Source organism: Neorhizobium sp. R1-B (assembly GCF_004368875.1).
GTDB lineage: Bacteria > Pseudomonadota > Alphaproteobacteria > Rhizobiales > Rhizobiaceae > Neorhizobium > Neorhizobium huautlense.
In genome coordinates this window covers 407,109-429,448 of record NZ_SOEM01000003.1, presented here as the reverse complement: position 1 = coordinate 429,448, position 22,340 = coordinate 407,109, and the positions used below count along the sequence as shown (strand labels likewise).

The 22,340-nt window shown below is 61.1% G+C and carries 25 protein-coding genes; 12 read left to right on the top strand and 13 right to left on the bottom strand.

Annotated features, from left to right (window positions below):
* The first annotated feature begins 107 nt into the window (after nucleotides 1-107).
* Nucleotides 108-1,217 carry a flavodoxin family protein gene (locus EDE05_RS07090; protein WP_134100599.1) on the top strand — a complete coding sequence of 370 codons (1,110 nt, stop codon included), beginning with the start codon at nucleotides 108-110 and terminating at the stop codon, nucleotides 1,215-1,217.
* An 18-nt stretch (nucleotides 1,218-1,235) separates the two neighbouring features.
* Nucleotides 1,236-1,466, top strand: a complete 231-nt coding sequence (locus EDE05_RS07085) for a hypothetical protein (protein ID WP_105373036.1) — start codon at nucleotides 1,236-1,238, stop codon at nucleotides 1,464-1,466.
* Nucleotides 1,467-1,472: 6 nt separating this feature from the next.
* Here the strand turns inward: EDE05_RS07085 and EDE05_RS07080 are convergent, their stop codons facing one another.
* The 3 genes from EDE05_RS07080 to EDE05_RS07070 form a co-directional block, all read right to left on the bottom strand.
* Nucleotides 1,473-1,880: a GFA family protein gene (locus tag EDE05_RS07080; protein WP_105373035.1), complete on the bottom strand. Its 408-nt coding sequence runs from the start codon at nucleotides 1,878-1,880 to the stop codon at nucleotides 1,473-1,475.
* Nucleotides 1,881-1,957: 77 nt separating this feature from the next.
* Entirely contained in the window at nucleotides 1,958-2,479 is a 522-nt protein-coding gene (hutX, locus tag EDE05_RS07075; RefSeq protein ID WP_105373034.1) for a heme utilization cystosolic carrier protein HutX, read from the bottom strand.
* Between the two features lie 9 nt (nucleotides 2,480-2,488).
* Entirely contained in the window at nucleotides 2,489-2,833 is a 345-nt protein-coding gene (locus tag EDE05_RS07070; RefSeq protein ID WP_105373033.1) for an antibiotic biosynthesis monooxygenase, read from the bottom strand.
* A gap of 236 nt (nucleotides 2,834-3,069) precedes the next feature.
* Between EDE05_RS07070 and EDE05_RS07065 the strand changes: the two genes are divergently transcribed.
* The 3 genes from EDE05_RS07065 to EDE05_RS07055 are packed head-to-tail and all read left to right on the top strand — an operon-like array spanning nucleotide 3,070 to nucleotide 5,746.
* The gene (locus EDE05_RS07065; RefSeq protein ID WP_245422928.1) at nucleotides 3,070-3,879 is read left to right on the top strand and encodes an ABC transporter substrate-binding protein; all 810 of its coding nucleotides are present in this window, start codon (nucleotides 3,070-3,072) and stop codon (nucleotides 3,877-3,879) included.
* Nucleotides 3,879-4,967: an iron ABC transporter permease gene (locus EDE05_RS07060; protein ID WP_105373032.1), complete on the top strand. Its 1,089-nt coding sequence runs from the start codon at nucleotides 3,879-3,881 to the stop codon at nucleotides 4,965-4,967. The genes EDE05_RS07065 and EDE05_RS07060 overlap by 1 nt, the downstream gene beginning before the upstream one ends.
* Nucleotides 4,964-5,746 (top strand): heme ABC transporter ATP-binding protein, encoded by a 783-nt coding sequence (locus EDE05_RS07055; RefSeq protein WP_105373031.1) that lies wholly within the window; start codon nucleotides 4,964-4,966, stop codon nucleotides 5,744-5,746. Before EDE05_RS07060 ends, EDE05_RS07055 begins: the two co-directional genes overlap by 4 nt.
* Before the next feature lies 1 nt (nucleotide 5,747).
* Here the strand turns inward: EDE05_RS07055 and EDE05_RS07050 are convergent, their stop codons facing one another.
* Nucleotides 5,748-6,104: a YbaN family protein gene (locus tag EDE05_RS07050; protein WP_105373030.1), complete on the bottom strand. Its 357-nt coding sequence runs from the start codon at nucleotides 6,102-6,104 to the stop codon at nucleotides 5,748-5,750.
* Nucleotides 6,105-6,241: 137 nt separating this feature from the next.
* Between EDE05_RS07050 and galE the strand changes: the two genes are divergently transcribed.
* The 4 genes from galE (at nucleotide 6,242) to EDE05_RS07030 (ending at nucleotide 9,638) form a co-directional block, all read left to right on the top strand.
* A complete protein-coding gene (galE, locus tag EDE05_RS07045) occupies nucleotides 6,242-7,231 on the top strand; it encodes a UDP-glucose 4-epimerase GalE (RefSeq protein WP_105373074.1) in 990 nt (329 codons plus the stop codon).
* Between the two features lie 8 nt (nucleotides 7,232-7,239).
* Nucleotides 7,240-7,944: a uracil-DNA glycosylase gene (gene ung / locus EDE05_RS07040; RefSeq protein WP_132409291.1), complete on the top strand. Its 705-nt coding sequence runs from the start codon at nucleotides 7,240-7,242 to the stop codon at nucleotides 7,942-7,944.
* 125 nt (nucleotides 7,945-8,069) lie between these two features.
* Nucleotides 8,070-8,999 carry a VOC family protein gene (locus EDE05_RS07035; protein ID WP_105373028.1) on the top strand — a complete coding sequence of 310 codons (930 nt, stop codon included), beginning with the start codon at nucleotides 8,070-8,072 and terminating at the stop codon, nucleotides 8,997-8,999.
* A 24-nt stretch (nucleotides 9,000-9,023) separates the two neighbouring features.
* Entirely contained in the window at nucleotides 9,024-9,638 is a 615-nt protein-coding gene (locus EDE05_RS07030; RefSeq protein WP_105373027.1) for an alpha/beta hydrolase, read from the top strand.
* Nucleotides 9,639-9,706: 68 nt separating this feature from the next.
* Here EDE05_RS07030 and EDE05_RS07025 read toward each other — a convergent pair whose 3' ends face one another.
* The gene (locus EDE05_RS07025) at nucleotides 9,707-10,612 is read right to left on the bottom strand and encodes a DUF4344 domain-containing metallopeptidase (RefSeq protein WP_165924116.1); all 906 of its coding nucleotides are present in this window, start codon (nucleotides 10,610-10,612) and stop codon (nucleotides 9,707-9,709) included.
* A gap of 239 nt (nucleotides 10,613-10,851) precedes the next feature.
* Between EDE05_RS07025 and EDE05_RS07020 the strand changes: the two genes are divergently transcribed.
* Nucleotides 10,852-12,279, top strand: a complete 1,428-nt coding sequence (locus tag EDE05_RS07020) for an aldehyde dehydrogenase family protein (RefSeq protein ID WP_105373025.1) — start codon at nucleotides 10,852-10,854, stop codon at nucleotides 12,277-12,279.
* Between the two features lie 25 nt (nucleotides 12,280-12,304).
* Here EDE05_RS07020 and EDE05_RS07015 read toward each other — a convergent pair whose 3' ends face one another.
* Nucleotides 12,305-13,345 carry a phytanoyl-CoA dioxygenase family protein gene (locus EDE05_RS07015; protein WP_165924115.1) on the bottom strand — a complete coding sequence of 347 codons (1,041 nt, stop codon included), beginning with the start codon at nucleotides 13,343-13,345 and terminating at the stop codon, nucleotides 12,305-12,307.
* A 171-nt stretch (nucleotides 13,346-13,516) separates the two neighbouring features.
* On the opposite strand from EDE05_RS07015, the gene EDE05_RS07010 reads away from it, so the two are divergent.
* Nucleotides 13,517-13,906 (top strand): RidA family protein, encoded by a 390-nt coding sequence (locus tag EDE05_RS07010; RefSeq protein ID WP_105373023.1) that lies wholly within the window; start codon nucleotides 13,517-13,519, stop codon nucleotides 13,904-13,906.
* On the opposite strand, the gene EDE05_RS07005 is transcribed toward EDE05_RS07010, so the two are convergent.
* Both EDE05_RS07005 and EDE05_RS07000 read right to left on the bottom strand, forming a co-directional pair.
* Nucleotides 13,903-14,451 (bottom strand): hypothetical protein, encoded by a 549-nt coding sequence (locus EDE05_RS07005; protein ID WP_245422931.1) that lies wholly within the window; start codon nucleotides 14,449-14,451, stop codon nucleotides 13,903-13,905. The two genes, EDE05_RS07010 and EDE05_RS07005, sit on opposite strands and share 4 nt — an antisense overlap.
* Before the next feature lie 81 nt (nucleotides 14,452-14,532).
* Nucleotides 14,533-15,726 carry a low temperature requirement protein A gene (locus EDE05_RS07000; protein WP_105373021.1) on the bottom strand — a complete coding sequence of 398 codons (1,194 nt, stop codon included), beginning with the start codon at nucleotides 15,724-15,726 and terminating at the stop codon, nucleotides 14,533-14,535.
* A 221-nt stretch (nucleotides 15,727-15,947) separates the two neighbouring features.
* Between EDE05_RS07000 and EDE05_RS06995 the strand changes: the two genes are divergently transcribed.
* Nucleotides 15,948-17,234, top strand: coding sequence for a DUF3422 family protein (locus EDE05_RS06995; RefSeq protein WP_105373020.1), 1,287 nt, complete (start codon nucleotides 15,948-15,950; stop codon nucleotides 17,232-17,234).
* On the opposite strand, the gene EDE05_RS06990 is transcribed toward EDE05_RS06995, so the two are convergent.
* From EDE05_RS06990 to EDE05_RS06970, 5 genes are read right to left on the bottom strand one after another with little or no spacing between them, the layout of a single operon-like run.
* Nucleotides 17,231-17,812, bottom strand: coding sequence for an NAD(P)H-dependent oxidoreductase (locus EDE05_RS06990; RefSeq protein WP_105373019.1), 582 nt, complete (start codon nucleotides 17,810-17,812; stop codon nucleotides 17,231-17,233). The two genes, EDE05_RS06995 and EDE05_RS06990, sit on opposite strands and share 4 nt — an antisense overlap.
* The gene (locus EDE05_RS06985; protein ID WP_105373018.1) at nucleotides 17,812-19,218 is read right to left on the bottom strand and encodes an FAD-binding oxidoreductase; all 1,407 of its coding nucleotides are present in this window, start codon (nucleotides 19,216-19,218) and stop codon (nucleotides 17,812-17,814) included. The genes EDE05_RS06990 and EDE05_RS06985 overlap by 1 nt, the downstream gene beginning before the upstream one ends.
* A 1-nt stretch (nucleotide 19,219) precedes the next feature.
* Nucleotides 19,220-20,533: a cytosine deaminase gene (locus EDE05_RS06980; RefSeq protein WP_105373017.1), complete on the bottom strand. Its 1,314-nt coding sequence runs from the start codon at nucleotides 20,531-20,533 to the stop codon at nucleotides 19,220-19,222.
* Complete coding sequence (locus EDE05_RS06975) at nucleotides 20,533-21,372, bottom strand: ABC transporter permease (protein WP_105373016.1); 840 nt, start codon at nucleotides 21,370-21,372, stop codon at nucleotides 20,533-20,535. Before EDE05_RS06975 ends, EDE05_RS06980 begins: the two co-directional genes overlap by 1 nt.
* On the bottom strand, nucleotides 21,369-22,193 hold the full coding sequence (locus EDE05_RS06970; protein ID WP_105373015.1) for an ABC transporter ATP-binding protein: 825 nt from the start codon (nucleotides 22,191-22,193) through the stop codon (nucleotides 21,369-21,371). The genes EDE05_RS06975 and EDE05_RS06970 overlap by 4 nt, the downstream gene beginning before the upstream one ends.
* Nucleotides 22,194-22,340: the final 147 nt, after the last annotated feature.

Here is a 22,340-nt window from a genome sequence, read left to right as displayed (position 1 = left end):
TGACGACCTCAACTGCTCCAACCGCCCGGTGCGGACCCGCATGCCGGGTGGTGTGGGAGGGGCGGAGCCAATAGGCTCCCCCCTATCCCGATTTCCGGGATGATTTTATGGTTTCCAATCCGACCAGCCTGACTCCAGAGCATGATCTCGAACCGCGCAAGGGCAGCCCGAGTCCTCGCCTCGACGAAGCCGAGTTCAAGCGGCGCTTTCTGGACCAGTTCCAGGACAGAGCCTATGTTCCGCTGTCGGTGGAGTTGGGCCGTATCGCGGAGGCTGCCTGGGACGCCTATCTCCACTCCCGAAAGAGCCCGAAGACACGTAAAGCCGGGCCGGATTTCGCAGATCCGGACTATGACCTTGCCACCGACTGGCTGGCGGCACGGGAAGAAATCCAGGCGGCGCAGGCCCGGCATGACGAGGCGGCCGGTCCCAGGCGTTTTCTCCTGATCAGCGGATCGTCGCGAACCGAACACACCTGCCCGGGAGAGATCTCGAAAACCTATCGGCTGATCAAGATTGCCGAAGACGTGCTGCGGCAGGCGTCTCATGTATCGGTCGAAGTCCTGGATCTCAGCCGTCTGACGTCGGAATACGGCCGACACATTCATCCTTGCAAGGCGTGCTTTTCGACCGCGGCCGCGCTCTGTCATTGGCCGTGTTCATGTTACCCGAACTATTCGCTAGGGCAGGTCCATGACTGGATGAATGAAATCTATCCCCTATGGGTTGAGGCGCACGGCATAATGATCATCACGCCGGTCAACTGGTATCAGGTCTCGTCGCCCGTGAAGCTGATGATGGACCGGCTGGTCTGTGCCGACGGAGGAAATCCCGATCCCACCACCACCCACGGCAAACACGCCAAGGAAGCCAAGGAGATCGAGATGCGCGGCTGGCATTATCCGCGGCATCTGGAGGAACGGCTCTATTCCGTCATCAGTCACGGAGATGTGGAGGGTGCAGAAAATACACGCCGCAGCCTTTCCGACTGGTTGCGCTTCATGCACCTTGTGCCCGCCGGCCCTTTGGCGGAATTTGACCGCTATATCGGCTACTTCGAGCCTTACGCCACAAGCCACGAGGCGCTCGACAGGGACAAGGCCGTCCAGGAGGAAGTCCGCAACGCGGCCCGAACGCTGCTGGAGGCTGTGCTCGCCAAGCACGCCGGGCACAAAATCGGCGCCGGCGACCGTTTGCAGGAACCACGCTCAAAATAGCTTGAGAGGAGGAAGATCATGCCGCCTGAAGAACTGGATGCAACATTGACGGCTTTGCCGCTTCGGATCGGAGTCTACGTCCCCGACGACCTCATGGAGGACTGGTTCGCGCCGGGCACCGGCATGAAACCGGTAAGCGAGCAGGCGTTGAAGGCTGCCGAAGCGTATGGCAGGCGGTTCGAGTGCGAGTTCAAATATTATCCCGAGAGGATGGAAGGCGTCTTCTGGAAATGGGTACCGGCGCTTTGAGGCGCCTCAAATGTTTTCCTTCGTCTTTTCTTCCGGAAGTCCCTTGCCGCAGTCCATCCAGGGCAGGCGGCTTTCGATGCCGTAATGATAACCGGGAACGATCGTTTCCGGATTATCCAGCGTGCCCCCCGTCACCCGAAAGCGGCCATCATCATCATATTTCAGGAAAAGTGGGCTGCCGCAGTCCGGACAGAACCCTCGCTGCGCAATCGGTGAGGAGCGATAGACCGAAGGCGGCTCGCCGCGCCATTCAAGATCGCCTTCCTCGACACGCACGAGGAAGGCGAAGGGTCCGCCAGTGGCGCGGCGGCACATGGTACAATGACAGAAGCCGGCGGAGGAAGGAGGGATTCGAAAGCGGTAACGCCGCTTTCCGCAGAGGCATCCTCCGGTCCATTCGGTTTTTGTTGCCATATGCCGCTAACGGCGGAACGCACGAGTCGTTCCGCAGATTTCCGGCTCGGGCAAAAATAACGGGCCACGCCTCAATCTCAGGCGTTGTAGCGGTCGCGCAGCGCCTCGAACTTCTGAAGCTGCTCGATAATCAGTTCGCGGTTCTCGTCGCGGCGGACGAAAACCTTGAACATGGCCGAACCTTCCTGGTTCATGAACCACACCGAACACGAGCGGCGGCCATGGAAGGCTCGGTCGACGAAGGTCACCGAGGCGCAATTGTCCTTCTTGATATGACCGCCGATCGGGCTGTCGCCGTGAATGTTGAACCAGCCATGACCCTCGGAACCGACGGGTAGGCTGCCCTCCGCCTCCAATACGATATCGTCAGTATGGACGATAAAGAGGACTTCTCCCCAGCCGGTCATTTCGGACCAGATGTCGAGAAAGTGTTCCTTGGCCGCGATGACGGCGGCACCTTTCGGGAGGATCTCCAGGATTTCGGCCGGGGTAACCTCCGCGTTTGCCGCGATCGCCTCGACGACGCCATCGGGCTTTTCTGCAAGGGCGGCGAGGGCTCGTTCGCGACGGTCCGGCTTGATATCGGAAAGGGCGTTCATGCGCTGACCTCAGGCAGCATCGGCGCGAACGCCGTTGCGGTCTTCATGAATGATCACCTCGAAACCTTCGAAATGAGGTCCGGAGAGATATTCGACCTTGCCGCGATTCTCACCGGCCTTGGCGTGCGCTGCGCGGAACTGCTCCGATTTCGTCCAGGCCTGAAAATGCTCGAAGCTCTCCCAGACGGTGTGAGACGCATAGAGGGTGTGATCCTCGGCCTTTGGCCCTTTCAGCATGTGGAATTCGATGTAGCCCGGCAGTTCCGCCAGACGCCCCTGGCGCGTCCGCCAAATGGCTTCGAAAGCCTCTTCGTAACCCGGCACGACGCGGAAGCGGTTCATCGCGATATACATGGATCATCCCTCACAATAAGTTTCACTTTCGGCTCAAGATATCTGCGGCCGGCGCTCTTGAAAAGCCGAAAAAACTTGCGTAGTCAACTCAAGTTATTGCCGTGCGGCATGCGGGCAGAGGCGTATTGCGCCTCGGTTTGGGCAAGAAAGGGGCGGATATCATGGGGTCTTACTTCACTTCCGGCAGGCTGTTCGCAGCCGTTCTTTTAGCGGCGACTTGCGTCGCTGGTGCCACGATGGCAGCTGACAAGGGCAATCCCGAAGCCAGCCGCATCGTTTCGATCGGCGGTACCATCACGGAAATCCTTTACGCGCTTGGCGCAGAAGACCGCATCGTGGCACGGGATTCCACCAGTTTCTATCCCGACGCGGCAAACGCCAAGCCGGATGTCGGCTATATGCGGCAGCTTTCGGCGGAAGGGATTCTCGGCCAGAAGCCGGACCTGATCCTGATGGAAGAGGGGTCCGGGCCACCGCCGGTTCTGGAAATCCTGAAGGCCAGCGAGGTGTCGATGGTCGTGATTGCGACGCCGGCCAAGGCCGACAAGATCGGCCGGAAGATCCGCGATGTGGGCGCTGCCGTCGGACTTGCGGAAAAGGCTGAGACGCTTGCGGCGAAAACCGAGGCAGACCTCAAGGCGCTGGCAGCAGACGTTGCGAAAATCCCCGGTCCGAAAAAGAAGGTTCTCTTCGTGTTGTCGCTGTCCAACAACCGGGTGATGGCCGGTGGAGCAGATACGGAAGCCGGAGCTGTCATCGAGATGGCCGGCGGTATCAATGCCGCCCCGACGATTAACGGCTACAAGTCGCTCGCCGACGAGGCTGTGATCGGCGCTCAGCCGGACGTCATCCTCTCCATGTCGCGCGGCAATCATGAATTGACGCCGGAACAGGTCTTCGCCATTCCCTCCATGCAGACGACGCCCGCTGCCGCCAACAAGGCTCTGATCTCCATGGACGGCCTTCTTCTCCTGGGCTTCGGACCACGCACGCCCGAAGCAGTCCGCACGCTTGCCGCCCGGATCTATCCAGGAGCGATCAACTGATGGCGAAGGCGCTGGCGATGCCCTTTAGCGTGTCGCCCGATGGCGACCGGACAAGGCAGGCCGTTCTGGTCCTGATCCTGCTTGGGACGCTGCTCGTGGTCGCCTGCGCGATTTCGCTCGGGGTGGGGCCGACCGGCGTCGGCCTGCGGGATCTCTGGGTTTATGCGACCGGCAACGGGGACAGCCTCTCGACGCAGGACAGAGTGATCCTCGAAGCGGTTCGCCTGCCGCGTACGGCGCTTGGACTTCTGGTGGGGGCGGGGCTCGCCGTCTCCGGCGCCATGATGCAGGGGCTCTTCCGCAATCCTCTCGCCGATCCCGGTATCGTCGGCGTCACCTCTGGCGCGGGTCTCGCGGCTGTCGCGGCAATCGTGCTTGGCAATACGCTGCTGGCGCCGATCTCCATGCTCCTCGGAAACCAGTTCCTGCCGCTGATGGCCTTTTTCGGCGGGCTCTTCAACACCTGGATGCTCTATCTCATCGCCACCCGCGACGGCCGAACCTCCACGACGGCGCTGATCCTTTCCGGGATCGCGATCGGCGCGCTTTCTGCCGCCATCATGGGCCTCATGATCGTCATGGCCGACGACCGGCAGCTTCGCGACATCACCTTCTGGAGCCTTGGCTCGCTCGGCGGCGCCACCTTCGGGCGGGTATTTTCTATCCTCCCTTTTATCGCCGCCGTGCTGGTCATCATCCCCTTCGTGGCGCGCGGCTTGGATGCCCTTGTGCTTGGGGATGCAGCCGCCTTCCACATGGGCATCCCGGTGCAGCGGCTGAAACGGATCGTCATCGTGGCGGTTGCCGCAGCCTGCGGCTCGACCGTCGCTGTCGCCGGCTCGATCGGTTTCGTCGGCATCGTCGTGCCGCATCTCCTGCGGCTGACCATGGGGCCATCGCACCGTTTCCTGCTGCCGGGTTCGGCGATCGGCGGCGCAGCCTTGCTTCTGATTGCCGATAGTGTGGCGCGAACCGTTGCCGCACCGGCGGAATTGCCGATCGGCGTCATAACGGCGCTGTTCGGCGCACCGGTCTTTCTCTTGCTGCTGCTTGGCAGGAACGGCATCAACATGCGGGACATGCCATGATCTCCGCCGAACATATCACCGTCGCTCGGTCCGGCCGTAAGCTGCTCGACAATGTCGGAATCGATCTGGATCCGGGTCGGTTCACGGTCGTGATCGGGCCGAACGGTGCAGGCAAATCGACGCTGATGAGGGTGCTTTCCGGCGAGATGAGACCCGATACGGGTGTCGTCTCCTACTACGGGACGAGGTTGGATCTCTGCCAGCCGGGCGATCTTGCCAAACGCCGGGCCGTCCTGCCGCAGGCGACACAGCTTGCCTTCCCCTTCACCGCGCTGGAGATCGCCCGCATGGGGGCGGTTGCGCAGGGCGCGCTCAACCCGACGGAACAGGCCCGCCAGGCGCTTTCTCGGGTAGGATTGCGGGGTTTCGAAAACCGGCCCTATCCCTCGCTGTCGGGCGGAGAGCAGCAGCGCGTCCAGTTTGCCCGCGCTCTCGCCCAGGTGCCGCAGCCGGTCGCCGATGGCGTGCCGCGTGCGCTCTTTCTCGACGAGCCGACCGCCAGCCTCGATCTCGGCCATCAGATTTCCGTATTGGAAACCGCCCGCGATTTCGCGGCCGCGGGCGGCATCGTGCTCGCCATCCTGCACGACCTCAACCTCGCGGCCGAATTCGCCGACCATCTGGTGGTCCTGAACCACGGCCGAGTTGTCGCGGAAGGACCTTGCCCGGAAACGGTGAGTGACGGGCTCATTGCGAGTGTCTACGGGATTGTCGGCGCTGTTGGACGTCTGCCTGCTGCCGATATTCCCTACGTCCTCCCGCAATCGCGGCATCGCTGACTTACGCGTTCGGCCGGGTGACCACGAAGATCGCCGGCGCGATCATCAGTGCTGCGACGAAAGCCGCCCGAGACAGGGGCGGCGAGGTGCCGAACCAGAAGATCGCGTAGCTGGCGCTCATCATCACCACGGCGGCGATCTTGGCCTTTGTTGGAATGGCGCCCCTTTCCCGCCAGTCTCTAAGAGACGGCCCGAATTTCGGATGGTCGAGCATCCATGCCTCAAGCCGCGGCGACGAGCGGGCGAAACAGGCGACGGCAAGCAGCAGGAAGGGCGTCGTGGGCAGCACCGGCAGGAATGCGCCAACGATGCCGAGCGCCACGAACAGCCAACCGAGACTGAGAAAGAGAAAACGCATGAAGAGCCTTTAAAAATCCTGAGTAGGATAGATAAGTTCAAAGCGCGCGTCATCCAATATCGAAGCTCGGGTTCACCCTTCCCATTTGGGCAGCGCCGGTTATAGTGCCGCCGACTTCAACAACCGAGAGGGACATGATGTCGAAGAAGAAGGTGCTCGTCGTCGGTGGAGCCGGCTATATCGGTTCGCATACGTGTCTGGTGCTGGCGGAGAAGGGGTATGAACCCGTAGTCTTCGATAATCTGTCAAATGGCCATGCGGAATTCGTCCGCTGGGGCGAATTGGAACAGGGCGATATTCGTGATCGCGCCCGGCTCGATGAGGTCTTCGCCAAGCACAAACCGGATGCGGTCCTGCATTTTGCGGCGCTGATCGAGGTGGGCGAATCGGTCAAGAATCCCGTCGGGTTCTACGACAACAACGTCATCGGCGCATTGACCCTGATGTCTGCCGCCATGGATGCCGGTGTGAAGGCCTTCGTCTTCTCTTCCACCTGCGCCACCTATGGTCTGCCGGACCGCGTGCCGATGGACGAGACGCATAAGCAGGCTCCGATCAACCCCTATGGCCGCACCAAATTCATCATCGAGCAGGCGCTCAAGGATTATGGTCAGTACAAGGGCTTGAAGTCGGTGATGTTGCGCTATTTCAACGCCGCCGGCGCCGATTTCGAAGGCCGGATCGGCGAGTGGCACACGCCGGAAACGCATGCCATACCGCTGGCGATCGAGGCGGCGCTCGGCCGCCGCCAGGGCTTCAAGGTCTTCGGGGATGATTACGATACCCGCGACGGTACCTGTGTACGCGACTATATCCACGTGCTCGATCTGGCGGACGCGCATGTGCGGGCGGTGGATTATTTGCTGGCCGGCGGCGAGACCGTGGAGCTGAACCTCGGCACGGGCACCGGAACGACCGTCAAGGAGCTGCTGGCAGCGATCTCCGAGGTTTCCGGCAAGCCCTTCCCGGTGGAATATGTCGGACGCCGCGAAGGCGATTCCACGTCCTTGGTCGCCAATAACGACAAGGCGCGGGCGGTGCTCGGCTGGGAACCGAAATTCAGCCTGAACGACATCATCCGCTCCGCCTGGGACTGGCATTCGCGCTCGAACCATCTGGTCATTTGAGGACGGATATGGCGGAGGGCGAGGTCAGGATCGAGGAAAGCTGGAAACGGGTACTCGGCCCGGAGTTCTCCAATCCGTACATGAGCGAACTGAGGCGGTTTCTCCTCGCCGAGAAGGAGGCCGGCAAGCGCATCTTCCCGAAAGGCGGCGAGTATTTCCGCGCGCTGGATCTGACGCCCCTCGACAAGGTGAAAGTCGTCATTCTCGGCCAGGATCCCTATCACGGCTTTGGTCAGGCGCACGGGCTGTGCTTCAGCGTCCGCCCCGGCGTTCGCATTCCCCCTTCGCTCGTTAATATCTACAAGGAAATCCAGGCGGATCTCGGCATTCCTCCGGTCAATCACGGCTTTCTCGAGCACTGGGCTAACCAGGGCGTGCTGCTGTTGAACAGCGTGCTGACGGTGGAAGAGGGCAGGGCGGCCGCACATCAAGGCCGAGGCTGGGAACGTTTTACCGATGCTGTCATCCGCGCCGTCAACGAGGAGTGCGATGGCGCGGTCTTCATGCTCTGGGGCTCCTATGCGCAGAAAAAGGCCGCCTTTGTGGATACGAGGAAACATCTCGTTCTGAAGGCTCCCCATCCGTCGCCGCTCTCGGCCCATAACGGCTTTTTCGGCTGCCGGCATTTTTCGAAGGCCAATGATTTCCTCACGTCGCGCGGCAAGGAGCCGATCGACTGGCAGTTGCCATCACCGCCTTCTGTGAACAATTGATCATCTTCCGTCTACGGATGGTGAACAATGCGTTCTGACACGTTCATCTATCCAATCCCCGTTCGATGAACCAAATATTGCCCCAGAACAACGGATCGCCGAGGCGGTCCAGAAAGGGGTTTACAATGCTCGACCAGATCAAGGGCCTCCATCACGTCACGTCGATGGCTGCGAGCGCCAGCACCAACAACAAGTTCTTCACCGACACGCTCGGCCTGCGCCGGGTCAAGAAGACCGTCAATTTCGACGCGCCTGACGTCTACCATCTCTATTACGGCGACGAGGTCGGCACGCCCGGCTCTGTCATGACATACTTCCCGTTCCCGCATATCGCCCGCGGTCGTCCCGGCACCGGCGAAGTGGGCACCACGCTCTTCTCCGTTCCGGAAGGCTCGTTCGGTTACTGGACCGATCGGCTGACAAAGGCCGGCGCCGAAGGGATCAAGACGGACAATGCCTTTGGCGACAACCGGCTGCATTTCGCCGGTCCCGATGGTGACGGGTTCGCGCTGGTCGAAGTCAGGGACGACCCGCGTGCTCCCTGGACCGGCAACGGCGTCGGCGAGGCTGAGGCCATCCGCGGCTTCCATTCGGCTTCGATGCGTCTGCATGACGAAGGTGCGACCGCCGAGCTCCTGAAGTTCATGGGGTACGAACAGGTTGATGCCAGGGACGGCGTGACCCGCTTCGGAATGCCGGGCGGCAACGGTGCCGATTTCATCGATGTCGAAACCATGCCGAACATCAGCGGTGCGCGGCTTGGTGCCGGTTCGGTTCATCACATCGCCTTTGCGGTTGAGAACCGCGAAAGGCAGCTCGAGGTCCGTAAAGCACTGATGGATACCGGCTATCAGGTCACCCCGGTCATCGACCGCGACTACTTCTGGGCGATCTATTTCCGCACCCCGGGTGGCGTGTTGTTCGAAATCGCCACCAATGAGCCGGGCTTCGACCGCGACGAGGACACCGCACATCTCGGCGAAGCGCTGAAGCTGCCTGCGCAGCATGCGCATCTGAGAAGCGCACTCGAACAGCACCTGGAACCGCTGGCTTAGTGGGTTCAGGATCAGGAGATTGAAATGAGTTACGACAGCTATGTGCACCGGGCGAGGCCCGGTGCCCCGGGATCACCGATCCTGTTCGTCTTTCATGGCACCGGTGGCGACGAAAACCAGTTCTTCGATTTCGGCGGAAGGCTGCTTCCCAACGCCACGGTCATCTCGCCGCGCGGTGATATTTCCGAACACGGCGCGGCGCGCTTCTTCCGGCGCAAGGCGGAAGGCGTCTATGATTGCGAGGATCTTGCCCGGGCGACCGAGCGGATGAGCGAATTCGTGGTTGCCAACCGCGACCGATACGAGTCATCCACCGTTCTGGGGCTCGGATTTTCGAATGGCGCGAATATCCTCGCAAATATCATGATCGAAAAACCCGGCCTCTTCGATGCCGGCGTTCTGATGCATCCGCTGATCCCGTTCCAGCCAAAGGACCGGAAGATCAAGGAGACGGCGCATGTGCTGATCACCGCCGGCCAGAACGACCCGATCTGCCCGGTGCCGCAAGGCGTCGAGCTTGCCGATTATTTCAAGCGGCAGGGGGACAAGGTGACACTCGAATGGCATGTCGGCGGCCATGAGATTCGGCCGAACGAGATCGAAGCTGCCAAGAAGTTCTTCGCTCCCTACGGAGCCTGAACGCCAAAAAAGATTGCCCGGTTTGCTGCCTGCGAGGGCGCAAACCGGGTCTTCGTATTGCGTTACCTCTACTGGCGACCCTTGGCCTTGCCGAACACAAATTTCAGCCCCGGCTTTGCCTCGCCGATTTCTTCTTCGCCGCCCTCGGCATTTTCCCTGAAATACCGGGCGATTGCCTGCGCGTGCCACTGCATCAGTTCGTAGCAATAGGTCACTTCGCGCTCGCTCGGCGACCAATAGGCGTTTGGTTCGCCGCATTCGGCTGCCGTCAGCTTGATGCCGTCGTCAAGCTTGTAGAGGCCGGAGACCAGTTCCTGCAGGATCTCGAGAACCTGAGCCTCCTTCACCAGGTCCGCGTAGTCCTTGAGGTCGTTGTTCTTCGCGGGCTGGTAGGTGATCGTGAACTTGCTCTTCTGGTCGCCGGTCTGCAGATGCGGCTTCAGCACACCGAACCAGCTTGCATGGGCCTTCTGGTATTCACCCACGCATTCCTGCCGACGGCCGGCCGGCAGTTCGAGATCGTCTGCGGATTCGGTGAATTTCTCGGCATCCTTGCCGACCATCAGGCAGACCATATTGAAAGCGCGTTGGCGGTCGAGACCGTGCGCGTCCCAGAGAATTTGCTCATGTTCCGCCGCTTCGCTCGCTTCGGCAGACAATGTCCATCCGTCGACGGAATCGATGAGAGCTGTCTCGAAGACGTCTGCATCCGCCTCCAGAAGCAGGAGGGTGGAGAGCGTATCCACCGCATCCTCCTCGCGGCCAAGGACCGGCAGGTCGAATTCGGAGACCAGCATGTGACCGGCCTCGTGGAAGAGGAAGAACAGCGCGTTGCCGAAGGCGAACTCGACCGTATCGCCGATCTGTTCCTCCGTCAGGCCCTTGAGGTCGTCCTCCAGGGTTTCTGCACCCACATTCGGTGCCGACAGAGCGAGTAGCCCTGCCAAGGCAATTTGAAGAAGACTGCGTCGCATAGGCCCTCGTGACATCGCTGAAAACTGTCTTGATCTGTAACAGGCGCAGTTTAAATCTCAATGAATTCGTATTGTTGCCGAAGTATTAGCGGTATGACGAGAAGTATCGGAGACGCTTCAAGCCCGCTTGATAGGGTTCGGAAGATCCGGGAAATGCCGATGTCGCTCTGCGGCCTTGCGGGGCAAAAATTCATCGCCGATAGTGCTCTTCCATATCCGCCCCGATCCGGAGAGCTTCCATGAGCAACCATCTGAAATTCTTCATCAACGGAATCTGGATAACTCCGGATATTCCCGTCGCGCTCGATGTCGTCGATCCGTCGACGGAAGAGGCCTATACTCAGGTCGCTTTAGGCTCGAAGGCCGATGTGGACAAGGCGGTTGCGGCGGCCAAGGCGGCATTTCCTGCTTTTTCGCAATGGTCCAAGGCGGAGCGGCTGGCGCTCCTGAAACGCATCCTGGCCGAGTATGAAAAGCGATACGAAGACATCGCGCGAGCGGTCTCCCAGGAGATGGGGGCTCCGCTCGCCTTTGCCCGTGATGCGCAGGCCGCGGCCGGCAAAGGGCATCTCGCCGCCACGATCGAGGCGCTCGAAAACTACGAGTTCACCGAGGCGCGCGGCTCAACGATGATCGTCAAGGAGCCGATCGGCGTCTGCGCGCTGATCACACCGTGGAACTGGCCGCTCAACCAGATCGCCTGCAAGGTCGGCCCGGCGATCGCCGCCGGCTGCACCATGGTGCTGAAGCCTTCCGAGATCGCGCCGATCAGCGGCATCATCTTTGCGGAAGTTATGGAGGCGGCGGGCACGCCGAAGGGCGTCTTCAACCTCGTCAACGGAACCGGGCCCGATGTCGGCCAGGTTATGGCCGGCCATCCTGATGTCGATATGGTTTCCTTCACCGGCTCGACGCGGGCCGGCATCATCGTCGCCAAGACTGCGGCCGACACCGTGAAGCGCGTGGCCCAGGAACTCGGCGGCAAGTCGCCCAATATCATCCTTCCCGATGCCGAGTTTGAGAAAGCCGTTGCAGATGGCGTTACAGCCTGTTTCGGCAATTCCGGCCAGTCCTGCGATGCTCCGACGCGGATGCTGGTGCCGGCAAAGCGCCATGACGAAGCTCTGGATATCGCGAAGGCCGCAGCCGAAAAGCTGAAGACCGGCGATCCGCGTGGGGATGGTATCGATCTCGGCCCGGTGGTCAGCCAGACGCAATACGACAAGATCCAGCGGTTGATCGAGGCTGGCATCAAAGAAGGTGCAACGCTGGTCACCGGCGGACCGGGCCGGCCGGAGGGCCTCAACCGAGGCTATTATATCCGCCCGACCGTGTTTGGCCATGTCACCAACGACATGACGATCGCGCGAGAAGAAATCTTCGGGCCGGTCCTTTCTATCCTCTCCTATGAAGACGAAGAGCAGGCGGTGGAGATCGCCAACGACACGCCTTACGGGCTGGCGGCCTATGTGCAGTCCGGAGATATCGGCAATGCCCGCAAGGTGGCCGCGCGGCTGCGGGCCGGTTCGGTGTTCATCAATTATCCGGACTGGGACCTGTTCGCGCCCTTCGGCGGCTACAAGCAGTCCGGCAATGGCCGCGAATATGCCGATTGGGGCATCCACGACTTCCTCGAGATCAAGGGCATCGTCGGCTACGGCGCGTGAAACCGGCGACCACTGGCCTCAGGGATCAGATATGCGGTTCGGAATAGGCGGTGCAGGCTCCAACATCCCTCCAGGTCGGAATCCTGCCGTCCCGTTTGGCTTTTCTGTCCGACAGCGCGAGGAAGATATCCAGCCGACGGTCGCGCAGGCCCGGAACCAGCGCGGTCGCCGAGAGAGGAAGAGGCGCGAACGGATTGCCGCGATGATAGGCATGCAACTCCACCCGAACCGTATGCCGATGGCTGACAGCCCGTGAATGGAATGCGTAGGTATCGGCCACCACGAGGGTGTTTGCGGAAACCACGACCTTGCGTGGGGTAAAATCGCCAAGCGTCGACAATTCTTCGGGCGTGATGCGGAACGATCCTTCGGCATGGTGTGTGCGTCCGTCCGCGCTCGCCACAAGGCTCTGCCGGTATTCCCATTCCAGCCGCTTTTCGGTCAGCCTGTGGCTACCGGGGACGAAGACGAAGGGGCCGTCGTCCGGTCCGACATCATCGAGAAAAAGCCAAGCCTTGGAACTTGAATGGAAGGTATCGGCATGCAGGGCGGTCTGGGGATCGGCTTCCTGGATTGCGGGTTCTGCAATCACGGTCTGGATGAAATACACGGGATCGCCGCCGATACCTCCGACATAGCGGATGAGGCCTGCAATCGAGGGATCATTGCTGAACCGCGCCAGATCCGGCAGTTTTCCCAGCGCATTCCGGTTGATCGGGGTCATCCGCGTGACGGTCTGCCCCTGGCGCATCTCGCGAGCCGGCAGAGGCTCATTTTTGAGGTAGTCGCGTATCCGCTGGAACACGTCTGCCGGCAGGGCATTCTCGCGGATCACAAAGCCGTCCCTCTGGAATGCTTCCCGTTCTGCGGCACTTACCGAGACGCCGAGCAGTCGCCGGCGATAGGCGGCCATCCCGGCGGCAAGACGCACGCGTTCCCGATGGAGGCCCATTTCGTTGAAACGCGGATTGCCGATCACAGGGTTTTTGCGGAAGGATTTTTCGCTTCCGAAGACTCGGAAGGCGTAGCCCGGATAACGCCACCATTGGTCGATAGCTCGCGGCATGGATGGATCCCCCTTTCCATATCCGGAGGATAGGGAGAAACCGTCCCGAGGCAAGAGGGCGCGGTTGGTGACAATCGGAATCATCGGATATCCACGCCTTGAACACAGGCCCGAATGCCGGTCTACTGCTGTCGATTCCAGATATGCCTGAAAGAGAAAGAGGTTGTTGCCATGAAGCGCGTTTTCAACCCACCGGCCGTCCGCAGGCCTTTCGGCGCTTATAATCACGGCCTGCTGGTGCCGCCCGGTGCCAGCCTGCTCGTCACCTCCGGCCAGCTCGGAATATCACCGGAGGATAGGATCCCGCCTGATGTCACGCGGCAGGCGGAGCTTTGTTTCCAGGCGATCGGCGCGATCCTGGAGGAGGCGGGCATGACCTATGCGGATGTGATCCGCATCTCGGGCTTCGTCACCAGCCGCGAGGATTTTCCCGCTTACATGGCGGTGCGCGACCGCTACACGCTCGACCCCAAGCCGGTCTCGACGCTTCTCATCGTCGGCGGATTTACACGCGCGGAATTCCTCGTCGAGGTGGAAGTCACGGCCGCGAAGGTGTTTTAGTAGCCGCAGCGCCTCAGTTGCGCTTCATACTTGGCGGCCATGCCGGCGGACTTCTGCGCTGCCTGCCGGGTTCCTGACGAGAACTGGCCGCGCTCGTATCCCGCCTGGCCGGAATAATAGGCGAGGTAGAGGTTGTAGCTGTCGTTCAACGGGATGCCGTTCTTCACATGGCTCTGGTTGTGGTACCAGCCGACAAAATGGATGGCGTCGCCGAAGTCGGAGCGGCTGGCGCTCCAGCGGCCGGTGTCCTTCTTGTAAGTGAGCCAGGTGCCATCCAATGCCTGGGCGTAGCCATATGCCGTGGACTGACGCTTCCAGGGAATGAAGCCGAGCAGTTTGGTACGCGGCGGGCGGGCATTAGCCCTGAAGCCGGATTCCACATAGATCGTCGCCATCAGGATCGGCACGGGGACGCCGAACTCGCGTTCGGCCTTTTTGGCATCGCGGGCCCAATTGTTGAAGAACCCGTCGCGCTGTTCAAAAACCGCGCAGGCATCGGTAACCCGGCTCGGCGCGGAGGCGCAGGCGGTCAGGGACAGGGCCATGAGGGCGATGAAAAACGCAATACGCATCGCTTAATCACTCGGTTCTGAGAGATTAATAACCGGTAAAATTTAAAGAAAAGTTTAGTGAGCCGCTGCGGGCATCGGAACCGACCGGGTGGCGAGCCAGTTGCGGGCGATGACCCCGAACACCGCGGCCGCCGCGATCCCGCCGATTCCAAGCCCGACCGCGGGTGCAATCAGGCCCAGCAGACCGAAAACGAGGAGCGCATAACGCGCCGCGCCGTTGCAGGCAAAGCGGTCACGCACGAACCAGAGGCTTGCGAAATATATCGCGACCGGAATCCCCACCGCGTAATCGCCGACGATAAGCGGAACCTCGGCATGGTGGGTGATGACGTCGACCAGCACGGCAAAGCCAGCACCCACTGCTGCACCGGAGGTGAAAATGAAGAAATGCCCATAACCCCATTGCAGCGCGCGACTCAGCCTGTGGCTGCCGAGGTGTTCCTGCCGGGCGAAATAGGCCCACCAGAGCGCAAAGACGATAACCAGTGCCGAAAGCGCGGTGTGCACCAGCATCAGATTGAACTCGCCTGTGAACTGGCGGAGCGCGATGGAGCCGGCAAGCAGGGTTTCGCCGAGCACGATGATGTTCAGGAGCCCGTAACGTTCCATGATGTGATGGCGGTGCCAGGGCGTGTTCTTGGTCAGCGGTTCAGCAATGGCGGGAACCGCGAGTTCTAGCAGGGCGCCGAGGGCCCAGAGGGCGTATCCGAACCCGGTCGACAACAGCTGTGTCCCGAGGAAGATCAGCCAGTAGATCTGCACGAGGAAGATTCCCACGGCATAAGCGACATTGGTCCTGCGGTGGGCGGGATCATGGTAGGCAGCGCGCAGCCAGAGCACCACCATGGCGAGACGCATGACGATGTAGCCGAAAACCACCATGGTCAGATCCGGTACTGCGGTAAACAGGAACTGGATGCCGGCCGCCATGGTCAGTGATCCGCCCATCAGGATCATCGTCAAGAGCCGGTAGACGACATCGTCGTTGTCGTAGGCGGACGAGAACCAGGTGAAGTTCATCCAGGCCCACCAAATGCAAAAGAACGCGATCAGGTAGATGACGATACCCTGGCCTGCGTGGTTTTCCGAAATTGCATGGTGCAGCCCCGCGGCGGCGGATGCAATCGCGATGACCGACACCAGATCGAAAAGCAGTTCCAGCGGCGTCGCAGCGCGATGATGTTCGTCGGGATCGCGCGGGAGAAGAGGGCGCAGGATGCGATCTTTCAAGGAATACATGTTGCTCATCTTGCCCCTCCAGCCGAAAAATCCGATCCCCCGTTTTCTGAAGGCAGATCCATCCGATGGCAAGCATGAACCTCGCGACGCTTCATGGGTCTCCGACACACGCTAATCCATTCGGTACCCCCCTCTCTCTTCGTCTGTCTGCGTCAAACGGTCGCTTCGTGCTATGGCTGGCATTTGATAATAGCTAGTTTGCCAGCAGCGCTCATCGGGGGAGAGGGTGCATGACGAGACGCAGCTTTTCGTTTCCAGCCGCCGACATTCGAGCGCGTGCGCTCGGAGAAGTCCATTCGCGTCCCTATACTCTCGTCTCGCTTCCGCGGGTGATCTTCCAGCTCGCCTTCCTGACGGAAGCGAACTTTGAAGCCGATCGGGCGATCCTGGCGGATATGTCGCTGGGGCAGGGGGTGGCGCCACCGGCCGCAGACACCAGCCATCACACGATGAACTGGGGCAACGGCACGCTGCGCTGGGAAAAACATACCGAATTTTCCACCTATTTCTGGGACGCGCCGGCCCCTGTCCTGTTCGGCGGAGACGTTCCGGTCAACCCGTTTGGCGCCAGCTTCAAGGCCCCAGGTCCGTTCATTTCCGGTGTCCGGATCGAGATTCGGCCGGCGAACGAAGACCTCAGCCAGGTGATCGCCAGTTTCGATCCGACCAGCCTCTGTCGAAGCATCGTCGCCGATGGCCAGGCAACCGTCGTGACCGATTTCCGTCAAGACGGCGACGGGCTTACCAAATTTCTCATCCTTGACAACGGAATGACCGACGGCGGTCGTGGCGCCCTGGTCCAGCGCATTCTCGACATCGAGACCTATCGGACATTGGCTATGATGGGATTGCCCCTTGCGCTGACCCTGTCGCCCGAGATCCGCCGGATCGAAACCGGCCTTACGGCCGTGACGCAACGCATGAAGCAGCATGCCCGGCAGGAGGCCGACGCGATGCTTGCGGAGATCACCCGGCTGGCGGCCGAGCTTGAAGCCAATGCGGCGCTCAGCCTCTACCGGTTCGGCGCGAGCCGGGCTTATTACAATATCGTTCTCGAACGCGTCGCGATGCTGGCTGAAAAGCCGGTGTCGGGCAACGAGTCGCTCGGTTCGTTCCTTCAGAGGCGGCTCGCCCCGGCGATGCGGACCTGCCAGTCGGTCGAAGAGCGGCAGGCGAACCTTTCGCGCAAGCTGGCGCGGGCGACCGCGCTTCTCAGAAGCTGGATCGACGTCGATCTGCAGAAGTTCAATACCAAGCTTCTGGATTCCATGAACCAGCGCGCCCATCTGCAGCTTCGCCTGCAGCAGACCGTCGAAGGCCTCTCGGTTGCCGCCATTTCCTATTACGTGATCGGGCTTGTGGGCTATCTCGCGAAGTTTGCCCACAATATCGGGGTCCATATCGCCCCGGAAACGCTGACCGGCGCTGCGGTTCCGATCGTAGTGATCGCGGTCTGGCTGCTGGTCAGGCGTATCCGCAAAAGCCACAAGGACGACCACGTCCAGCCGAACCCCTAAAACCGCTCCATCTCCCGCTTCACCTTGGCAAGGAATGCGGCTCGGGTTTCCGGCGTGCAATTGTTCATGTCGTAGTGAGCAAGGAACATCACCCTGCGAGCCGGATTGGTGGTGACCCGGAGCACGCGCGTAGCAATCTTTTTTGGCGGATTGCCGGCCATGAAGGCCCGCCAACGGGTGGCGCCGTAGGTCAATACCACGCCGACCTTGCGAATATTGGTGAGCTTGCGGGTGAGCACGCCGTCCGCCAGATCGAAGGTTACGCCCGGCAGCCAGACGCGGTCGAAATAACCCTTCAGAATGGCAGGCCAGCCGAAGTTCCAGATCGGGGTGACGATCACCAGCGCTTCGGCAGCCTGCAGCCTCTCCACATAGGAACGGACCGGCTCGATATTGTCCGGCACGTCGTGATAGCCGATCCGCTCTTCGCGCGAGAGGACCGGATTGAAGTTTTCGGCATAGAGATTGCAGTCATCCACATCGTGGCCAGCCCTCTGGAGGCTTTCGCGGGTTGCGGCATGCAGGGCAGCGCCGTAGCTCGATTCGACCGGATGCGAGTGAAGAAGCAGAACCTTCATCAGCCCCCCGCGACGGCAAGGCCGGGGAAGAGGTAGTTCTTGCCCGCCGAAAAATCGAAGTCCGGATTCTCCCAGGCGATCATCTTTCCGGGGTTGAGCAGGCCCTTCGGATCGGTCTCTTTTTTGAAGGCGAGCTGCACCACGTCCGTCTGCTTCATGCCGCCTTCTTCCAGCGTATAGCGGTGCGGGTTAAAGATCGGGCAGCCATTGTCCTGATGTATCTTGATGATCTCCTCCAGACGCTTCCTGGTCGTATAGCGCACCAGCGGCAGGCCGGAGCACTGCATGCGACCGTCGAACTTGATGAATTCCAGGTGGCCCGGCACTTCATCACCGAAAATCTTCACCATTTTCTCGACCTTGGCAACATGGTCGGGTCCCGGATACTGGACCTGCAGATAGGTGAAGTTCGGATCGACCTTCAGCGCGCGGAGCGTCGTATGGTTCCAGGCAAGCTCATAGGCATGCGGGATGCCCTTCATGCTTTCCACCCTGTCGGAACGGAAGAGGATTTCGCCCTTCTGGCGTTCGGTAAAGGCAGTGAAGGCATCCATGGAATGCGGCGCCACCATCAGCACGCAGATCGACTGGCCGCGATGGCGGATGAAAGGCTTGTGGCGCGGGAAGAAGTCGTAGGGGATCGGCGCGGCGATCGGCGCGATTTCCTTGACGAGGATGCCGTTCTTATGGGCGATTTGATCGCCGAAGCGCACGGCATCCATGAAGTCGTCGTATCCGACCAGCACGTCGACCCAATCATAAGCCGGTGCGAGCGGCATCTCCACCTCGACGATGATGCCGTTGGTGCCGTAGGCATGGGTCACCTTCTGCAGGTCCCATGCGGTGAGGTCGAGCACGCGCGGCTCGGCTTCCATGGTGACGACGCGCAGGCGCAGGATATTGCCGAGGTCGCGCAGGCCGCCCCAGTGGATCGAGCCGACACCGCCCGAACCGCCGGCGATGAAGCCGCCGATCGTCGCCGTCTGGGCAGTCGAGGGGTGGAAGCGCAGTTCCTGACCGGAATGGGCCTTGGTCTGGCGGTCGAGTTCGGCGATCACGATGCCGGGTTCGGCAATGACGCGGCCGGGATGAATCTCCTTGATCTTGTTCATGTTGATGAGGTTCAGCACAATACCGCCGGAGAGCGGCATGGCCTGTCCGTAATTGCCGGTGCCGGCGCCGCGCGGGGTGATCGGCACGCCGTGCGCGAAAGCGACTTTTAGAACCTGAATGACCTCTTCCTCGGTCTTCGGCGAGACGACGAGATCGGCGGTGACGGTGTCGAGTTCCTCTTTCAGGATTGGGGAATACCAGTAGAAATCGCGGCTCTTCTGGCGCACCAGCGCCGGATTGTCCTCCACCGCAATGCCTTCGAGCTCTTTCTTGATCTGTGCGTAATCTGCCATCTTATCTTTCCAGAATCGGGTCCAGGTCACGGTAATCCGGCAGGCGACGGTCGATGCCCATGCCATTCCGCATCACGATGCGGTCGGCCTGCGGACGGGAGAGGAATTCGCTCCAGCGGCGGGCGCTGAAGAGCACGAGATCGGCGGGGCCACCTTCGGCGATGACGCCGATATCGGGCCGGCCGAGGATTTCCGCTGGCGTCGAGGTGACGACGCGGGCGGAGGTGTCGAGCGGGTGGTCGAGATGCAGGATGCGTACGGCCTCCCGGAACACCTCGACCGGATCCATGTCGCCATAGGCGTAGAAAGGGTCACGGGTATTATCCGAGGAGACGGCCGTTTTCACGCCGGCCGCGGCCAATTCGTGGAATAGCGTGACGCCGCGCCAGCGGGGGGTGCGGCCGGCGTGGCGATCCTGCAGATACATGTTGCACATCGGCAGCGAGACGACTGAAATCCCGGCTTCCGCGACTTTGTCGACAACGCGTTTGGCGGTGTCGTCATCCTGGCGGGCGAGCGAACAGCAATGGCCGACGGTGACCGAACCTTCGAAGCGGTTGCGGCGTTTGGCGTCGGCGATGGTTTCGAGCGTCAGGACCTGTTTGTCCTCGGTCTCATCCACATGCAGGTCGATGTCGAGGCCGTTGTCGGAGGCTGCCCGGAAGAGGCTATCGAGGATGTTTTCGAAGTCCGGGAGAATGCGTGTGGCACCGCCAAGCAGCCCGCCATAACGTCTCACCGTCGCGACGATGCCGTTGAAGACCGCCTGGTCGGGCACGCATTCCAGCGGCAGGAGAGCTACCGCCTGCAGCGCGATCCGGTCTTTCCACTCCTCGCGCAGTTCGGCAAACAGCGGGAACGAGATATCCGGCTGCGGCGGTATGCTGTCGAGATGGGTGCGGATCAGCTTCGTGCCGTGGGCATAGGCGCTCTTCAGCGAGAATTCGAAGCGGGTGCGGACGTCCTCCGCCGTCCAGTTGGCGATGCGGTCCTCGCGCACGTTCATCAGTGCGCCTTCGAACGTGCCGTCCGGGTTCGGTCTGCGGTCCCAGAAATGGCCCTTGTCGAGATGCGTGTGCATGTCGACAAAGCAAGGCCAGACCATGCCGCCGCGCATGTCCACCTTCACCAGATCGGCAGGTGCGGTGGCGGCCGGAAGTATCCTTTCGATCCTGCCGTCCGAGATGATCAGATCCGCCCCTATCAAGCCTTCCTTTGCCGGTGCGGAAAAACCTTTGACGAGGACCGCCGGCAGGGTGGCGTTGACGAGCGCAAAACGACGGGCATCGGGAAGCGTCATGAATTCGCCAGGCATCAGTTTTCTCTCTTGAGGCTGCTCTCATGCCAGCGATGCAGGAAAGCCCAGGCGATGAAGGAGGTAATCATGAAGATCACCACGCCCAGCACCGAAAGCAGGATCAGCGCTGCAAAAAGACGCGGAATGTTGAGACGATACTGGGACTCCAGCAGGCGGAAGGCGAGACCGGAGCCAGCGCCCGCGGAACCCGCCGCAAATTCCGCCACCACGGCTGCGATCAGCGCCAGTCCGCCGCCGATCCTCAATCCTGTCATGAAATAGGGAAGCGAGGAGGGGAGCTTCAGGTAAAGCAGCGTCTGCCAGCGCGAGGCGCCGTAGAGGTCGAAGAGGTTGAGCAGGTTATGGTCGACGCTCTTCAAACCCTGCACCATGTTCGACAGGATTGGAAAGAAGGCGACGAGGAATGCGCAGATCAGAAGCGCGACCTGGGTCGTCGGCGCGTAGATCAGGATCAGCGGCGCGATCGCCACGATCGGCGTCACCTGCAGGATGACGGTAATCGGATAGAAGGCCGTCTCGATCCATTTCGACTGGACGAGGAAAATGGCGATGCCGACGCCGCCGATCAGCGCCAGCGCCAGCGCCTGCAGGGTGATCTGCGTCGTGACCCAGAGGGCGGGCCAAAGCGTGCCCCAGTCGTTATAGAGCGAGTTCGCCACCGCCAGCGGCCCGGGCAGAATATACTGCGGAATGCCGTTGACGCTGATGATGAACTGCCAGAGCAGGATCAGGCCGACCACCACGCAAATGGGGATCAGCGTGCGCAGCAGCGTCTCCCGGTTGCGAGCGAAGAGGCCCGGCTTCAGAGGCGTAAGGATCGGATCATCTGCCATCAGTGTTCCTCCCCGCCGATCGCTTCCAGGAGCATGTTGGAAACCTTTTCACAGGCCTGCCGGTATTCTTCCGACGTGCGGTAATGCGCATCGCGCGACATGCTCGTCTTCAGCGGGAAGTCCGCATGAACCCGGCCCGGCCGTGCCTTCATCACCACGATGCGGTTCGAGAGGTAGGCGGATTCGAAGACGGAGTGGGTGACGAAGATCACGGTGATGCCCGTTTCGTGCCAGAGCCTCAACACATCGTCATTGAGTTTCTGGCGGGTGATTTCGTCCAATGCCGCAAAGGGCTCGTCCATCAGCAACAGCTTCGGCTTGGTGACCAGCGCGCGGGCGATCGAGACGCGCATCTTCATGCCGCCGGAAAGCTCGCGGGGATAAGCATCGGCGAAATCCTGAAGGCCGACGGTTGCAAGCGTCTCCATGATCTCGTCGCGGGCGGCGGTTTTCGAAACCCCGCGCAGCTTAAGCGGCAGGTGAACATTGCCGAATACCGTCTGCCACGGCATCAGCGTCGGTTCCTGAAAGACGAAGGATATGTCGCCTTCGGGCAGACCCTTGGAATTGATGCGGGAACTCGGCCAGTCGATCGTGCCGGCCGAGACATCGCCGAGCCCCGCGATGATCCTGAGTGCCGTCGACTTGCCGCAACCGGAGGGACCAAGCAGGCTCACGAACTCACCGCCCTCGACAGTCAGCGACATGTCGGACAATGCGAGCGTGCCGCTCGAAAACATCTTGGAGACGCTGCGCATCACGACCAGCGGGCGTTTGCGGCTGTCTCCGGGAGCAGGCATCAACGGGGCTTGGGACGTGGTCATGCTTCACTCGATCAGAAGGGCGGCATTCGCCGCTGGGTGCCCGGCGGCGCGCGAGGTTAAGTCCCCCTTGTGGGGAACGGTTGGAGAGGGGGCTCTTGCGCGGAAAACCCTCCCGCCTGCCGGCACCCTCCCCGCGAGGGAGGATTA

Bases quoted from the DNA above. Each gene is read 5' to 3' on its own strand.
- hutX (WP_105373034.1), bottom strand. From the start codon at position 2,479: ATGAACGCCCTTTCCGATATCAAGCCGGACCGTCGCGAACGAGCCCTC.
- EDE05_RS06990 (WP_105373019.1), bottom strand. From the start codon at position 17,812: ATGAAGGTTCTGCTTCTTCACTCGCATCCGGTCGAATCGAGCTACGGC.
- EDE05_RS07055 (WP_105373031.1), top strand. From the start codon at position 4,964: ATGATCTCCGCCGAACATATCACCGTCGCTCGGTCCGGCCGTAAGCTG.
- EDE05_RS07060 (WP_105373032.1), top strand. From the start codon at position 3,879: ATGGCGAAGGCGCTGGCGATGCCCTTTAGCGTGTCGCCCGATGGCGAC.
- ung (WP_132409291.1), top strand. From the start codon at position 7,240: ATGGCGGAGGGCGAGGTCAGGATCGAGGAAAGCTGGAAACGGGTACTC.
- EDE05_RS07020 (WP_105373025.1), top strand. From the start codon at position 10,852: ATGAGCAACCATCTGAAATTCTTCATCAACGGAATCTGGATAACTCCG.
- EDE05_RS06985 (WP_105373018.1), bottom strand. From the start codon at position 19,218: ATGGCAGATTACGCACAGATCAAGAAAGAGCTCGAAGGCATTGCGGTG.
- EDE05_RS07015 (WP_165924115.1), bottom strand. From the start codon at position 13,345: ATGCCGCGAGCTATCGACCAATGGTGGCGTTATCCGGGCTACGCCTTC.
- EDE05_RS07085 (WP_105373036.1), top strand. From the start codon at position 1,236: ATGCCGCCTGAAGAACTGGATGCAACATTGACGGCTTTGCCGCTTCGG.
- EDE05_RS07050 (WP_105373030.1), bottom strand. From the start codon at position 6,104: ATGCGTTTTCTCTTTCTCAGTCTCGGTTGGCTGTTCGTGGCGCTCGGC.
- EDE05_RS07080 (WP_105373035.1), bottom strand. From the start codon at position 1,880: ATGGCAACAAAAACCGAATGGACCGGAGGATGCCTCTGCGGAAAGCGG.
- EDE05_RS07025 (WP_165924116.1), bottom strand. From the start codon at position 10,612: ATGCGACGCAGTCTTCTTCAAATTGCCTTGGCAGGGCTACTCGCTCTG.
- EDE05_RS07090 (WP_134100599.1), top strand. From the start codon at position 108: ATGGTTTCCAATCCGACCAGCCTGACTCCAGAGCATGATCTCGAACCG.
- galE (WP_105373074.1), top strand. From the start codon at position 6,242: ATGTCGAAGAAGAAGGTGCTCGTCGTCGGTGGAGCCGGCTATATCGGT.
- EDE05_RS06995 (WP_105373020.1), top strand. From the start codon at position 15,948: ATGACGAGACGCAGCTTTTCGTTTCCAGCCGCCGACATTCGAGCGCGT.
- EDE05_RS07035 (WP_105373028.1), top strand. From the start codon at position 8,070: ATGCTCGACCAGATCAAGGGCCTCCATCACGTCACGTCGATGGCTGCG.
- EDE05_RS07065 (WP_245422928.1), top strand. From the start codon at position 3,070: ATGGCAGCTGACAAGGGCAATCCCGAAGCCAGCCGCATCGTTTCGATC.
- EDE05_RS07030 (WP_105373027.1), top strand. From the start codon at position 9,024: ATGAGTTACGACAGCTATGTGCACCGGGCGAGGCCCGGTGCCCCGGGA.
- EDE05_RS07005 (WP_245422931.1), bottom strand. From the start codon at position 14,451: ATGGCCCTGTCCCTGACCGCCTGCGCCTCCGCGCCGAGCCGGGTTACC.
- EDE05_RS07010 (WP_105373023.1), top strand. From the start codon at position 13,517: ATGAAGCGCGTTTTCAACCCACCGGCCGTCCGCAGGCCTTTCGGCGCT.
- EDE05_RS07000 (WP_105373021.1), bottom strand. From the start codon at position 15,726: ATGAGCAACATGTATTCCTTGAAAGATCGCATCCTGCGCCCTCTTCTC.
- EDE05_RS07070 (WP_105373033.1), bottom strand. From the start codon at position 2,833: ATGTATATCGCGATGAACCGCTTCCGCGTCGTGCCGGGTTACGAAGAG.
- EDE05_RS06980 (WP_105373017.1), bottom strand. From the start codon at position 20,533: ATGCCTGGCGAATTCATGACGCTTCCCGATGCCCGTCGTTTTGCGCTC.
- EDE05_RS06970 (WP_105373015.1), bottom strand. From the start codon at position 22,193: ATGACCACGTCCCAAGCCCCGTTGATGCCTGCTCCCGGAGACAGCCGC.